The following is a 13,749-nucleotide window of genomic DNA, read 5'->3' as shown; positions in this document are numbered from 1 at the left end:
GCAAGGGGGCATGGCGGCGGGAGTTGTCTCTTTCATTTATCAAACCATAACGTGAAATGGTTGCCATGCCTGTATTATACCTTTTTAGAGTCTTGTTTTTCGTTTAAGCACCGTTAGTAAAGCAGTTCGCCTTGCAGATGAAGTAGGGATTTTTGCAGTTAGAGTTGATGCTCTGGATGATGAGTCAAAGCAATTTTATCTGAAATACGGTTTCGTTCCCTTAATTGATTATGAATTCTCGCTTTTGCTACCAATGGCAACAATATTAAAGAGTCGTAAATAGCAAGTGGGTTCGTCGTTGCGGTAAAGCAGATTTATTGTTGAGTGGCGAACCAAAACCTTCACGCGCTGAATTCTTCCTCTTTAAGCTTTGGCAAGATGCACAAGCTTGTACCTTCTCCTTGAACTAACTGTAGGGGCGCACGGCTGTGCGCCCTTTTCTTGAGAAGCGATCGCATATCTTGCAGCCTTGGCGATTAGAAATCGCGGCTATACAAACGAAGTCCGCCTGCGCGGACTTTTGAAACCTGCGTAGGCAGGTTTTGTGTGTGTAGACGCGAATTCTATTCGCCAGCTTCATTAGAACAGCTCTTAAAAGGTCCAATCAAATAGGAACGATCGCTAGCCTTGAACAAATTTAAGCGCGGCACCATTCATGCAGTAGCGTTTGCCAGTCGGGCGTGGCCCATCGTTAAATACATGCCCTAAATGCCCACCGCAACGATGGCAATGGACTTCAACTCTAGTCATAAAAAGCGTCTTGTCTGTGGAGGTGCCGATTCCCCCTTCAATGGGAGCATAAAAACTGGGCCAACCAGTATGGCTGTCGAATTTCGTTTCAGAGGTAAACAGCGGTAAGTCACACGCCGCACACGCATAAATTCCTTTACCGTATTGCTTATCAAGCGGGCTAGTTCCAGCACGTTCGGTACCGTGTTTACGCAGGACGTTAAACTGTTCGGGCGTCAAAATTTCACGCCATTCTTCCTCGGTTTTGTTGATTTCAAAATTATTGTTTGAAGCTGCCATATCTCCCGATTTCCCAATTAGATTGCGTGATAACCATGCCGCGCCTACAATTACAGCGCCAGCTTTTAAAAGATAACGTTTTTTCATGCTGCATCATTCAGTTGTTGGTGTGAGGCGAGCCAGTTCAACCTTGAAAGAGTTTATTTGGCTCTATCTTTAGGATGCGCGATCGCGCTCATCCGAAGCGAGGCGTTAGCCTAGCGCCGACCTGTTGGTTCGCACTGCATTAAGTCTGATAGCCGGATTAAAATTCCCTAAGAAGCCTAAAGCAGGTAAAGAGGCATGGCTCAAATTTGCTTGAGATAGAACTCAAACCGTTCCCGGAATTGTTCAACTGTCAGATTTTGAGTCCAATATTCGACTAAAGCGTGACCAAATGCCCAGGCATTGCGTTCTGGGGAAGCGGGGTTTTCCAACAGCAGAGGCCAAAGGGAGAGCAAGTCAAAGTTGATCGGGTTTTCGCCTGGATTCAAGAGGGAGAACAAATCATACGCCATCTGAAGTTTGCCAATCACAACCGGCAATTGCTCCACGGGAATTTGGTCTGCTAGCACGTATGCTAGATTTGGTCGTCCGGTTGTCAGCGTCGCAATGAACTGGAGAACGGGACTTTTGAGGAGTGCAGCCAGTCCCTGTGTCGTTGTCATCTGAAAGGTGTAGCGGTCGATGATTTTGGCAGCAGCGACAGTACGGGCATCCAAGTTACGCAAAAAACGGGCAAGGCGGAGTTGCTTGGTAGGTGCGATCGCATCTACCAGTGCTAATGAGAGTGCGTCCATTCCCCACGCAGTTCGACCCGTTTTCGTGTCACCTGTAACGACAGGTAGAACCAAATCGCAGAAGTTGCCTAGAAGCTTCGCCCGATACTCGGTCGCTTCCCGAATCGCGTTTTCCTTTGGGCGATCGCCTGCTTGCCAGTTGTACGGAGGTTCCCACTCGCGGATGGGGCGCAGACGATCCACCTGAGTGACGATGGCGATCGCGCTCAAGTCTGCAACTTCTGCCTTCATATCTTTGAGAAAGTCCACATCCATTTGCAGTGCCGGATCGAGGGCTGGAGTGACTAACAGCAGCAAATCTGCATTGGTGGCATAATCCAGCACCAGTTCTCGTAAATCCGCCCGGTTCACTTGTTCGTACCCCGGCGTATCCCAAAGCGTCAGAGTTTCCCCCAATTGGCTCTGCCAGCGGTAATTCTGAATCTTATCGGTGCTGGGCAACACATCCACGGCGGCTCGATCTGCTTGAAATAGCGTATTAATCAAGCTGCTTTTTCCAGATCCGGTTCGTCCCACTAGCAGAATATTGACAGGTTTTTGCTCAACCGCTTCGACGGGTTCTGTTTGAGCCAATATTTCTCGGAGGGTTTGCGTCTTTGCCTTGGGTAGCGTCGGTGTGGAAGTAGAGGATTCTGACTCTGGTAGTGTAGTCGTTCCTCCATAGAGAGCGATCGCTTGCCGAGATAAGTTCCGCAGAGCCGCTTCCCGAAGCATCTGGCTCAAATTCCCCAGCAATTCCTGATTTGCCTGATTACTGGAACGCTGAGTGACTTGTTTTGCTACCGCCACCACCGGATTCAAGAACCACTGTGCCCAATTCCAGGCTTGCCAGAGTTTCCGAGCCGATGGTTCCAGCTTGCGGTAAACTCCGTATGCCTCGTATGCCTGCCCAATCGTGACCCGATCCAGGGCAGGAGATAACTTCTGTATCCACCCGTCCAGATCGTCCACCGTTCCCCGAATCAGTCCGTAAGCTTGGGTAACGTGAATGTTGAGCAGAGGATACTTTACTTCAGGATTGTAGACATGAGCGATCGCGCTAACAAGATCCTGGCATCGCTGCCAAAAAGTTTGCCAGTCTTCCCAAATCGGGCGATCGCTCTGTGCTGCTTTCAGGATTTCTTGATAGGCGACTTCCGCTTGATTTACGGCATCATTTCCGACTGGTAGCGCTACAGTGTCCCCTGTACCAGATTCTAGTTCGGCGCTGACCTCCGCCATAACAGATTCTATTTGCGCGATCGCGGGTCGAGTCCACTTCACCAGCAGCCAACGCCAACCCACAAATACGACGGTAAACACGCCCCAGATCCAATTAATCCGCCACTCGTGAATCTGCAACCCTGCCGATACCAGCAAGAAACCAACGATCGTTGCGATCGGCGTTGCCAACACCACCCACTGCCACACCTTTAATTGCACCATTGTTCCAAACCTGTCTCGATTCGACTTCTTATACCGTTATTGTCCCTAACCACTCCACCGTTAGTAGCTAGAACGTTGGTTCAGTAATCCAAGCGGCATTCACCTCACATGTAGAAGCGATAGTGCGTTTCAAGCGAATCGTTCTTTCCCAAATATTTCAAAATGCTGCCAACCTGACGTGCTGCCCGGATAGTAATTGGTTCTCCACGATCAAACTGCGTATTGTTCCAATTCATCTTAGTCAGTGCCAAAATCTCTTGAGCTAGAGCTTTTGGTGTTCCCTCTACACTCTCACACCGGAACTTGAGAGGACGGGGCACATACATTCCTGGGTAGGTCGAGAAAAAATCGATACTGCCCCTTGTGTACAAAACATGAGTGCGATCATCCAAAGTTAGTAACGTTCCCCGCAACGGTGGGTATTTGCCATATCGAAACAAACGGGTTCCACTTATGCGATCAAAACTAATAAATTCTGCGGAATTAATATCATGTTTGTCCAGCGCATCTTGAAAGCCTTCTAACTCCTCTGGAATAAATCGAGAACTCTTGTGCAATACAACTCTTGCAGGTAGGTTACGATGCTCTCGACGGTATAGAGCTAAAGCATTAGAAAGCAACTCAGCCGCATCGGCTGCTGGAAGGTAAGGTTGGCGGTCGTCTTTTGTCTGTTCTGCTTGACCTCCACGTAAAATAACCCCCTCCCCCCTCTCATTAAAAATTTGAGCAGTGCTGGTATAGAGCTTGGAGAGATCGAGAGTTTTGTAGAAACTGATACCGATATAACAGGTGGTTAAATCCCGCGCATCTCGTACCAGTCGCCACGGAGTTCCTAAAGCTTTGTAGTAAAGTGCGGTATAAAGATTCCAAGCACGAGTTGCTTCATCCTGAATAGAATGAGCTTTCTGCTTTCGAGGGCTTGCTTTGAGCTTCTTACCCGCGTTGTAAGTTTCTGGTAAAATAATTTGTGTTGGCTTCCGCAATACCATTGCTTTTGCCTTAAGCAAGTCATGGAAATCTAAATCTACTTCTGATTGACTATTGTGATTAGAAGATTGCTGGCTAGGATTCTCATTGTATTCTTCATCAATAAATATTCGTTCTAGTAAAGCTTCAGGTAATGCACATATCAAAACATCTGGACTTGTTTTTTCATCGATGTATCGTAACTCTTCAATAAAGAACTTAACTGATTCTCGAAGGAATGTATTGGGGTTTTTGTTTTCCAGAAGAGTTTCAATATCCTTTTTTGAAATGGTTACATTTCTTCTGTCATCCAAGCTAATACCAGTAGGTAGGTTATCTTCTTCCCCAAAGCCTGGAAAGTCAGGAAAAAGATATTGCTGCTTGCTTTTCTTTGCCTCAATTCCCTGTTTACATTTTTCCAGCCAAGCGGCTAATCTTTCGATCGTTTCCGAAGAGCCAATGATCCCCGCTTTAATTTCTTTGGGAGCAGAAGTGCTATCATAATCCAGCGGTTTATAATGCATCATTCCAAAACGAATGTCAATATGCCGTCCGCCATTGCCAAACTCTAGTTCAGGTTCTTGTAAAAATTCAATTTTCATTTCTTAATTGAAACAAAGGTAAATCATTCAGATTATCTTCGAGGATTTCAGTAGTTTCTTTATCCTCATTTCCTAGCCAAATAGAATCATTGATACCAACGTCGATTTCAAACTCTTCTAACCGATCAAACTCTAGAAATTGATAAATAGGAGTGAATAATTCACCTTGGGCAGGCGTACTTAAATACTCAGCCCACATTACAAGTTGACCGAACACAGCAGAATTTTTCTCAAGACGTTTGATTCCTGAGAGCTTTTCCTGTTCAAATTTGTCTCTTGTATAGCCGTCTCTACTAAAGAAGTATGTTGGTGTAATTTCGAGAAACCAATTAGACTCGATTCGTATAAATTGCCCTTGAAAAGCAGAGTGCCGATAGTAAGCAACTTCCTCAGAGTTTTTCTTTAAGTAACGCTGAAAAACATCTCGATGAGTTTTCTTGGCAAGACTTCGGTAATCGTATTGACGTGCTGATTTATCAGCAGTTGGCTTAAAGTAGTAAAACTTTTTCTTTTGGTCGAACGATAAGTCATTTTTGACTTTCTCTCGAAGTGCTTTGTTTAGTAACTGTACAAATTCGTGCTGCCGCTCACGCTTGTTTGATAATGACCATTCTTCTACGTCATGTTTTTCGATAGTTCCTGGATCGCAAATCTCAGTCCAAGGTGGTTCGCGTAGGTTATGGAAACTCAGCACAAAATTTTCTTTCAACAACCACTCTTGTCCTAAATCCCGACCAATTTTCTGGAGGATTGAATATGCTTTAGATTCATCCTCTGTAATGGTGTAAGCCGTGTAGAGATGTTGTGTAAGCCGAGAAACTTGCAACAAATTAGAGTACAGCTTTTCTTTCTTTGGGCGTGGTGCCAGGTACAGTCCCGAATTCCGAGGGATAGCCAGATGCATTAAGGACAATCTGGCACCCACGTCAAAGCGGTCACGTACTTTATCAAAAAGAACCTTTTTGGATTGCCGTCGCTTGAGATCGCGGAAATAGTCCTTGGTAGAAACCCAGAAAGCTTCTTTAGTAGAGATTTTAATAATAATTAAAATGACCGGAGCATTGCCTTGCAGCCAGTAGTCAATATCTCTCTCGTCGCATCGATACTCGAAGCTAGTTTCAGTTTCTGCCTGAAGTTGAGTCTTTTGCCTAGCTTTGCTTTGAACCTGAATAATGCAGTTTGTAACCTCGCCAGTTTCAGAATCGCGGATTTCAATGACACCATCGATACCTGCTTCTACACCCCCAGACGGATACCAGAGAAAGCCCATTTCAAGGACGATCTCTTCAATAATGTTAATACCTTGTTGTCCGATAATATCGGAATGACTAATCTTCTTAGGCACAGAAGCAGTTAACTACATGTACAAAGAATACATATGTACTGTATTGTAGCTAAACGTATGAGCAAGCTAACACTTCATTGCTCCAGACAGATGAAACCCCCTTTTGTAAATTCTGCGATATCTGCTGCTGTGAGTTAAGCCGTTAGCAGTCCAAGCTACGCGATCACCCGTGCCAAAAAGCCAATAGCGCTCGCGCCTTTAACACCACGCTGCACTGGAAGCCAGCGATCGCGTAGCGTGCCGTCAGCATTCGCCATCATCGCCAATCTTCATTGAAATAAAAATAGTGTTGCTCAACTTGCACAACTAACTCAAAGTTTTTTTAAGATTTCTGGCAACGATTGCTATTTCGCATCTATCGCGAGGAATAATAGTATTTAGTATCTGACGCTACGTTTTTCTTTATGTAATGAGGAATCAGTTTTAGCAGCAGATGGAACTTCGAGAAGCTAAGTCGCTAAGGCTTGTGGATATGGAAATGACGATTGGACGATAGTCGTTAATGATTCAACCGTTGCAGGATGAGTGAAGGTTGTACAGCTTCATTCTTTACCCGCTGATTAAGCAACTCGGTCACAGTTTCATCTGAACGTTCAGGAGATTTCATAAGTGCGAACCGTGGAGATTACTGAACGATTGAACACATTGTTAACCAGCAATTACACGGAAGGTTTTGGGAGCGGCGAACTCGCTTCTTGAAACACTTTGCTCTGGTAAAGATAAATTTTACTTCAACTCTAACGCCCTGAATTGGAGCAGAAAATGATTCAAACTACAGATACAGCTAAGTTTACGACGACTGACCTAAATCGCTTTGCTGAAGAACTCAATCGAGATGGAATTTGTGTGATTCGGGGTCTGTTTGACAGAAGATTAATCGAAGAGTGGGCAGACGCTTTTAATGAATTATTCCAAAAGCGCCAAAATCAACCGGGTGGTCTGGCACCTCGCGAACAAGCCCGCTTCTATCTAACCTTCCCCTGGGTTGCTCCCTTTGCCAATGTAGATGTGTTTGCGAATCCAGTCATTTTGGGGATTCTCAATCGCGTATTCTACCAAGAATATAAGATGGTGCAATTGGGGGCTGATATTCCAGTACAGGGTTCGGATTACCAAGAAATTCACCGGGACTTTCGCCCACTTTTCTCAGATCAGATAGTAACGCCACTCTATGCGCTGGCGGTTAACTTTCCGCTGGTAGAAGTAACGGCGGACAATGGGCCGTTTCAAATGGCACGGGGAACTCATGTTTTGCCTCGTGAGGAAGGGTTGGTGAAAGTGGCTGCTGGCGAAATTCCGATGGAATCCTTTTATATGCAGCCGGGTGATGTGATGATTCGCTCGCCGCTGGCGCTGCATCGAGGCTCACCGAACCGGACAAACACTCCCAGACCGATGGTTGTGATGGGCTATGTGATGCATTGGCTGCACACCGCGAAAGTAGACTTGACTGTGCAACGGGACTATTATGAAAGTCTGCCAGAGGAAATAAGGGAATTACTGCGGTGCCACGTGGTAGAGCAGTTGCCAGAGAACAAAGTTGAAACCTACGTGAATTTCAAGTATTAGGACGCTAATGTCTCAATTTGAGCCGACGCCTGAAGAATTCCTTAGCAAGCGCACCTATACCAATCCGGTGTACAACGGCTATTTCGCCGATCCGTTTGTTTGGGAACACGAGGGAGTATATTACGCAATCGGCACGGGTGCAGCAGAAGCAGAGGGAGAGGTGGACGAAATCGGCAAACGGCGCGTCTTTCCCCTCCTGCGCTCTGAGGACTTTGTAAGCTGGGAGTTTGCGGGTAATGCACTGCTGCGCCCAGACGCTGCTTTGGGAGATAACTATTGGGCACCCGAAGTTGCTTATTGCGATCGCAAGTTCTATCTCTACTACTCCGTAGGACACGAAGACAAGCGGCATCAGTTACGGGTTGCAACGAGCGATCGCCCGTTGGGGCCTTATCAAGACATCGGTGAACCCCTCATAGACCCTGAATCGTGTTCTTTCGCCATCGATCCTCATGCCTTTCGGGATGACGATGGGCAATGGTATCTGTTCTACGCCCGCGATTTCTTGGATACAGAAGGCGGAGTAAGGGCTGGAACGGCGCTGATGGTAGACCGATTGATAGGGATGACAAAACTGGCTGGAGAGGGGAAAGTTGTTTTACGCGCCCGCTCTGACTGGCAGCGGTTTCTGGCAAACCGTTTGATGTACGGCGATCGCTATGATTGGCATACCTTAGAAGGTCCCAGTGTCCGCAAACATGGCGATCGCTACTACTGCTTTTACAGCGGTGGGCGTTGGGAAACTGAAAACTACGGTGTCGATTATGGCGTTGCAGATAGCGTCATGGGTCCCTACTCGGATGCGGGGAATGAAGCAGGACCCCGCGTATTGAAAACTGTTGTCGATCGCGTTCTCGGTCCCGGTCATAACTCAATCGTTGTCGGTCCCGATGGTAAAACTGATTACATCGCTTACCATGCTTGGGACACGGGCAGGTCGGCGCGGCGAATGTGCTTAGATAAATTGATTTGGACGGCGGATGGCCCGCGCTGCGATGGTCCCACCTGGACATCGCAGACTATCTAACAGCGAATAGCGATCGCGCTTACCGAAACCGAAGCAATTCTAGCGATTGCTGGCGGCAAGATGTCAAGTGCGATCGCTATTGAGGAGTGTCATGTATACGGGCAATTCTCTGGAAAGATTTTTAGCCTAGAATCCAGGTTACAGAAATTGGCGACCGTCCTTCTTTTCACCAAAATCAGCGAAGAACCTTAGCCACTATGCCACCCGATCGGGAACTTTGGGTAACTTGATGATAAAGCTTGTTCCCTTGCCTTCAGCGCTTTCAACTTCAATCGTCCCTTCATGTGCTTCAGTAATACTCTTTACCAAAAATAATCCTAGTCCCCATCCCGTTTGCTCCTCAGCAGAGATAGTTCGACGAAATTGTTGAAATAGGATTGATTGAGCGTCTAGGCTAATCGGATCGCCTTCATTATGGATAGTAAGGCTGATCTGCGTTTCAGTTTGCTGAAGCGTGAGTGTAATCGGCGTGCCAGACGCCCCATATTTCACAGCGTTAACTGCTAAGTTTTCAATCACCCGCCGTATTTCTTTACGGCTGCAATAACTCCTGATATCAGAATCACAAACCACAACAAACCGATCTCCATAAGCGAAGCTCAAATCCTCTACTACCTCTTGAACTAGCACCTCTAAATCGCATTCTTCAAATTCAATCTTTAAACTCTGCCCTGTCCGCAGCCGACTTGCATCAAGCAGATTTTGAATCATCGAATCCAGCCGATTGATTGCATTGAGCATCCTCGCGGCTATATCCACGTGGCTATCTCCTCGTTCCACCCGACGCAGAGTCAGTTGAGTTCCCATTTTTACAACATTAAGGGGGCCTCTGAGGTCGTGAGTTAGCGTCACCATAAATAGCTCTTGAATATCTCGCAGCGTCTCGGAGAATTGAGTGGCAGCGTCATTAACGGCTTGCTCAATGGAGTCGATAATGATGTCTCGTTCCCTCACGTCTAAAGGTGCTTCTTCCTCTAAAACTTGAAAGATGACTTGACGAAGGATGTGGTACTCGAAAATGAGTTGAGTCATGGAGTAGTCGGCATAACCGGCCCGCTCATGCCCATGCTTCTTGCCAATCCGAGTGCTTTCTACCTTGTCGGCTGCGATTCGGGCAGGTGTCCTGTCAATTCTGTTTGAGAGTTCATCTACCAGTTGGTTTAAGTACAGAGGTAGCGAATTTCGTAAAACAAGAGACTCATGATGCATTGATGCTTTGACTTCATCACGCGCCCGCTCCTCCCACAGATGCATAATTCTTTCAGCATTTTGCTTAAGACGGTCAGACGCTTGATTAGACATCGTTCTTGATTCTCTGCATGCGTGCAGGTAAGGGAAAGTTTCCAAGATGTGGGTTTGATTGAGTTTGAGCAGGTTCGGGCAGCAAGCAACAGAAGTTGCAATGCCTCTGTATACCCCGTCAAGTAGCAGACAAGGTTAAATTACCAAAGATGGTAAGTAGTTTGGACAAGCAGCAGAAAGATATAATTGTAGCGAACTGCAAACCCAAACGCTTCAAACCGCTTTCCAATACAAAACTGAAACTACATTAAATTGCAAATAAAAGGTTAGTCTAAACCCCAATAGCTGCAAATCAAATCACATTATCTGTAAACCGACTGCAAACATAATTTTGAAACCACATTATCTACTAATCGCTTTGGGGTAAGCGAAAAAAACTGCTCAAGGATTATTTTTAACCGCTACAGTTCGATTTCTACCGTTTCATTCGGGCATATATGTCTGGTCAATAAGTCCTTTTAATTTGGATACTTTTGGTAATGTATTCTAAAAACTAGCGTTGGTCAATCAAACAGTTACTTGATGAAGAGGGAAGGCTTTATGCACAAAAGGAACCAGTAAGGCAATTTTCTGATGGCTTTAGTATGTATCTCTCTCAGGATAAAATTATGTCAGTTTCGTTTCCTGACGATGAGATTTAACACCTCACTGCACTAAACATCTGGATGAAAGCGCTTTACCAATTGGGGTGACAATTTTTAATGCGTCTGGGTCGTCATCGGTATACGAGCGATCGCCCTAGCCCAAAAACAGATTCCTGAGTTCTGGCTGTCATCCCCATAGCTAAGCCTAAACGTATCGAGAAATGGCATCAACGCCTCCATCTCCTGGAGAGGTACTGCCATTCTCACTACAATTCGCCCGTAATCGGCGCTGTTGTTGCAGTAGCGACTTCAGTTCTTGTCAAACCCAGCTCCCGGCAGATTTCCGTAGTTAGAAAGGTTTTATTTATACTTGATATAAAAATTTCCTATATTTTTTTAGCGCCTCAATTGCCATACAGTGGTTCTACGCAACAGAAGCGTAGAACCACTGTGTCAGTTCAGTCATGATTAAAACCTTTTTCAAATTCTTGGTTATCCAGGATGGGGAGTAGATATGGATACAAGCCTGATCGTTTCTAATATCCTGAATCCACCAATCCTATTTTTCTTTCTAGGTATGCTGGCAGTTTTTGTTAAATCGGATCTGGAAATTCCAGCTCCTTTCCCCAAGTTACTGTCACTTTATCTGCTATTTTCCATTGGCTTTAAGGGAGGAGTGGAACTAATCAAAAGCGGCTTGACCCAGGAAGTCCTATTGACCATGCTGGCAGCCATATTGATGGCGTGTGCTGTCCCGATCTATACCTTTTTTATCCTGAAGCTGAGGCTAGATACCTATGATGCCGCAGCGATCGCCGCGACTTATGGCTCCATCAGTGCCGTAACTTTTATCACGGCAGGAGCTTTTTTGACCGAGTTGGGGATTGATTATGATGGTTATATGGTTGCAGCCCTAGCGCTTATGGAATCTCCGGCTATCATCGTCGGGCTGATTCTGGTCAATCTATTCACACCCAGCCAGGGAGATCGGGACTTTTCCTGGCCCGAAGTGTTGCAAGAAGCCTTCCTGAATAGCTCCGTATTTCTGCTGGTTGGTAGCCTGATCATCGGAGTCCTAACTGGAGAACGCGGTTGGCACACTTTGGAACCCTTTACTCAGGGATTGTTCTACGGTATCCTGACCTTCTTTTTGCTCGACATGGGGTTGGTTGCAGCTAGAAGGATTAAGGACTTGCAAAAAACGGGTGTTTTTCTCATTTCTTTTGCAATACTAATCCCAATCCTCAATGCAGGCATTGGAATTTTGATTGCAAAATTCATCGGAATGCCCAAGGGGGACGCGCTCTTATTTGCGGTACTTTGTGCAAGTGCTTCTTATATTGCTGTTCCCGCCGCTATGCGTTTAACGGTTCCTGAAGCGAATCCTAGCTTGTACGTTTCTACCGCACTAGCTGTAACGTTTCCTTTCAACATCATTGTCGGAATTCCCGTATATCTGTACGGCATTGAGATGCTTTGGAGATAACATCATGCATTCAGTTAAACGAATAGAAGTCATCGCAAATTCAGTTGAACTTGGCAAAATTTTAGACAGTTTAAAAAAATCAGGTGTAACCGGGCACCTAGTCATCCGAAATGTTGCCGGACAGGGGCTTAGAGGGGGTTCTGAAGATTTAGATATGACGATGCTGGATAATGTCTATGTCATCGCATTTTGTGCGCCAGAAAAACTTAAAGGTGCTGTGGAAATTATTCGACCAATCCTCAACAAGTTTGGAGGCAGCTGTTACATTTCTGATGCGATGGAAATTCGCTCGACGAGATGCGTTGCTTCGTTGTAAGGCGACTGTTTCTATCTTCTGTGAAATCTGAAGAAACTAAAAAACAAAAATAAAGTCTAGCTTCGGCTTTGAACTTTGAATCGTTTATTCTGCAACTTTTACTTCTTCAATAGCGATGAATCAAAACAATGGGTTGATGGGGCGGCGCAATTTCTTGAATTTAACGGGAAATGGCGGAATAGCACTGATGGCGGCTGTGACAGGAAGTGCATTCTGGGGTGTGCAAGCAAATCGAGCGATCGCAGCGACCGTTGAGCCTCCCAGCCCTGATGCCGCCCTAAAACGGTTGATGGAGGGCAATCAACGGTTTGTGCAACACAAGGCTAAACATCCCGATCAATCAGAGGCACGGGTTAAAGAAATTGCCCAAGCACAACACCCTTTTGCAACGCTGCTAACCTGCGCGGATTCGCGGGTATCTGCGGAAATTTTGTTTGATGAAGGACTCGGTGACTTATTTGATATCCGGGTTGCCGGAAATATTGTGACTCCAGAAGTGCTTGGCAGTTTGGAATACGCTGTCGCTATCCTCGGTACTCCTGTGATTATGGTTTTAGGTCACGAACGCTGTGGTGCTGTCACTGCCGCAGTCCAGGGGGAACGTCTCCCTGGAAGCATGAATTCTTTTGTTAAAGCCATCAAACCTGCGATCGCTAAGACAAAAGATGAATCAGGCGATCCGGTTGATAACGCTGTAGTTGCAAACGTTCGGTATCAAATTGAGAAATTAAAGCAAAATTCAACGATCGTTTCGGAACGATTGCTAGATGACAAGCTCAAAATTGTCGGAGGTCGTTACGATCTCGATACCGGAAAAGTCACGTTGATTTAGGATTGCGTACAGCAGGCATCTAAATTTGTGTCAACGCTGATTCCGCTGCTGTGAGCATTCGCTCTGCTGACGCTGATACTAGATAAATTCGCCCCTACTTTCTCTGCTGGATTCTGGTTGCAATAGATGAATAGGGGCGTTTGCATAGCTTGATACATAAACCTAATACTTAGCCCATTTCCTACTCATATTTAGATGGGTTTACGCTGTTACACAAGCGCGAAATATCTTCTCTTTCATAGCCAATCTGCCATTCACATCGGAGAGCAATAAAGAGATTTTTTGACGGCTAGAAACTAAGCATTTGTAACTGATTGAGGCATTGATTCACCTCTAGTGAGATGATCTTATAGTAATTTGCTAGGGAGCATTCCCTCACGGGGTGACAACCCCGTCAAAAGCCTAGTGCAAGCGCTCCTGAAGCCAAGTTGCGGTAAAAAAAGATGGGGTCACTCTTGTTAAAAAGCCCCATCTGTTAAAAATGCTT

General features: G+C 45.8%; 11 protein-coding genes. 5 read left to right on the top strand and 6 right to left on the bottom strand.

The window, feature by feature from the left end; genetic code table 11:
* Positions 1–621: 621 nt before the first annotated feature.
* The 4 genes from msrB to NDI33_RS27465 form a co-directional block, all read right to left on the bottom strand.
* The gene (gene msrB / locus NDI33_RS27480; RefSeq protein ID WP_190528765.1) at positions 622–1,116 is read right to left on the bottom strand and encodes a peptide-methionine (R)-S-oxide reductase MsrB; all 495 of its coding nucleotides are present in this window, start codon (positions 1,114–1,116) and stop codon (positions 622–624) included.
* A 200-nt stretch (positions 1,117–1,316) separates the two neighbouring features.
* Entirely contained in the window at positions 1,317–3,233 is a 1,917-nt protein-coding gene (locus tag NDI33_RS27475; RefSeq protein WP_190677634.1) for a GTPase family protein, read from the bottom strand.
* A 104-nt stretch (positions 3,234–3,337) separates the two neighbouring features.
* Entirely contained in the window at positions 3,338–4,801 is a 1,464-nt protein-coding gene (locus NDI33_RS27470; protein WP_190677632.1) for a hypothetical protein, read from the bottom strand.
* Positions 4,791–6,146, bottom strand: a complete 1,356-nt coding sequence (locus tag NDI33_RS27465) for a DUF4365 domain-containing protein (RefSeq protein ID WP_190677630.1) — start codon at positions 6,144–6,146, stop codon at positions 4,791–4,793. The genes NDI33_RS27470 and NDI33_RS27465 overlap by 11 nt, the downstream gene beginning before the upstream one ends.
* Before the next feature lie 762 nt (positions 6,147–6,908).
* Between NDI33_RS27465 and NDI33_RS27460 the strand changes: the two genes are divergently transcribed.
* Together NDI33_RS27460 and NDI33_RS27455 are read left to right on the top strand one after the other, a co-directional pair.
* On the top strand, positions 6,909–7,715 hold the full coding sequence (locus NDI33_RS27460; protein WP_190677628.1) for a phytanoyl-CoA dioxygenase family protein: 807 nt from the start codon (positions 6,909–6,911) through the stop codon (positions 7,713–7,715).
* A 7-nt stretch (positions 7,716–7,722) separates the two neighbouring features.
* Complete coding sequence (locus NDI33_RS27455; protein WP_190677626.1) at positions 7,723–8,742, top strand: glycoside hydrolase family 43 protein; 1,020 nt, start codon at positions 7,723–7,725, stop codon at positions 8,740–8,742.
* 195 nt (positions 8,743–8,937) lie between these two features.
* Here NDI33_RS27455 and NDI33_RS27450 read toward each other — a convergent pair whose 3' ends face one another.
* Both NDI33_RS27450 and NDI33_RS27445 read right to left on the bottom strand, forming a co-directional pair.
* Complete coding sequence (locus NDI33_RS27450; protein WP_242030397.1) at positions 8,938–10,044, bottom strand: HAMP domain-containing sensor histidine kinase; 1,107 nt, start codon at positions 10,042–10,044, stop codon at positions 8,938–8,940.
* 698 nt (positions 10,045–10,742) lie between these two features.
* Complete coding sequence (locus NDI33_RS27445; protein WP_190534577.1) at positions 10,743–10,889, bottom strand: hypothetical protein; 147 nt, start codon at positions 10,887–10,889, stop codon at positions 10,743–10,745.
* A 253-nt stretch (positions 10,890–11,142) separates the two neighbouring features.
* Here NDI33_RS27445 and NDI33_RS27440 point away from each other — a divergent pair, with 253 nt between their 5' ends.
* The 3 genes from NDI33_RS27440 to NDI33_RS27430 all read left to right on the top strand — a co-directional run bounded on the left by NDI33_RS27440 (position 11,143) and on the right by NDI33_RS27430 (position 13,262).
* Complete coding sequence (locus NDI33_RS27440; protein ID WP_190677623.1) at positions 11,143–12,114, top strand: sodium-dependent bicarbonate transport family permease; 972 nt, start codon at positions 11,143–11,145, stop codon at positions 12,112–12,114.
* Between the two features lie 4 nt (positions 12,115–12,118).
* A complete protein-coding gene (locus NDI33_RS27435) occupies positions 12,119–12,430 on the top strand; it encodes a P-II family nitrogen regulator (protein WP_190412390.1) in 312 nt (103 codons plus the stop codon).
* Between the two features lie 115 nt (positions 12,431–12,545).
* Entirely contained in the window at positions 12,546–13,262 is a 717-nt protein-coding gene (locus NDI33_RS27430) for a carbonic anhydrase (protein ID WP_190412391.1), read from the top strand.
* Positions 13,263–13,749 lie beyond the last annotated feature (487 nt).

The sequence above is a fragment of the Trichocoleus sp. DQ-A1 genome, assembly GCF_039961955.1.
Classification (GTDB): Bacteria; Cyanobacteriota; Cyanobacteriia; order Cyanobacteriales; family FACHB-T130; genus FACHB-T130.
Note: the sequence above shows the minus strand (reverse complement) of the source record. Positions and strands in the feature narration are given on the sequence as shown.

Excerpts from the sequence above, each read along its gene's own strand:
- NDI33_RS27435 (WP_190412390.1), top strand. The coding sequence starts at position 12,119 with ATGCATTCAGTTAAACGAATAGAAGTCATCGCAAATTCAGTTGAACTT.
- NDI33_RS27445 (WP_190534577.1), bottom strand. The coding sequence starts at position 10,889 with ATGGCAGTACCTCTCCAGGAGATGGAGGCGTTGATGCCATTTCTCGAT.
- NDI33_RS27440 (WP_190677623.1), top strand. The coding sequence starts at position 11,143 with ATGGATACAAGCCTGATCGTTTCTAATATCCTGAATCCACCAATCCTA.
- NDI33_RS27430 (WP_190412391.1), top strand. The coding sequence starts at position 12,546 with ATGAATCAAAACAATGGGTTGATGGGGCGGCGCAATTTCTTGAATTTA.
- msrB (WP_190528765.1), bottom strand. The coding sequence starts at position 1,116 with ATGAAAAAACGTTATCTTTTAAAAGCTGGCGCTGTAATTGTAGGCGCG.
- NDI33_RS27460 (WP_190677628.1), top strand. The coding sequence starts at position 6,909 with ATGATTCAAACTACAGATACAGCTAAGTTTACGACGACTGACCTAAAT.
- NDI33_RS27470 (WP_190677632.1), bottom strand. The coding sequence starts at position 4,801 with ATGAAAATTGAATTTTTACAAGAACCTGAACTAGAGTTTGGCAATGGC.
- NDI33_RS27450 (WP_242030397.1), bottom strand. The coding sequence starts at position 10,044 with ATGTCTAATCAAGCGTCTGACCGTCTTAAGCAAAATGCTGAAAGAATT.
- NDI33_RS27475 (WP_190677634.1), bottom strand. The coding sequence starts at position 3,233 with ATGGTGCAATTAAAGGTGTGGCAGTGGGTGGTGTTGGCAACGCCGATC.
- NDI33_RS27455 (WP_190677626.1), top strand. The coding sequence starts at position 7,723 with ATGTCTCAATTTGAGCCGACGCCTGAAGAATTCCTTAGCAAGCGCACC.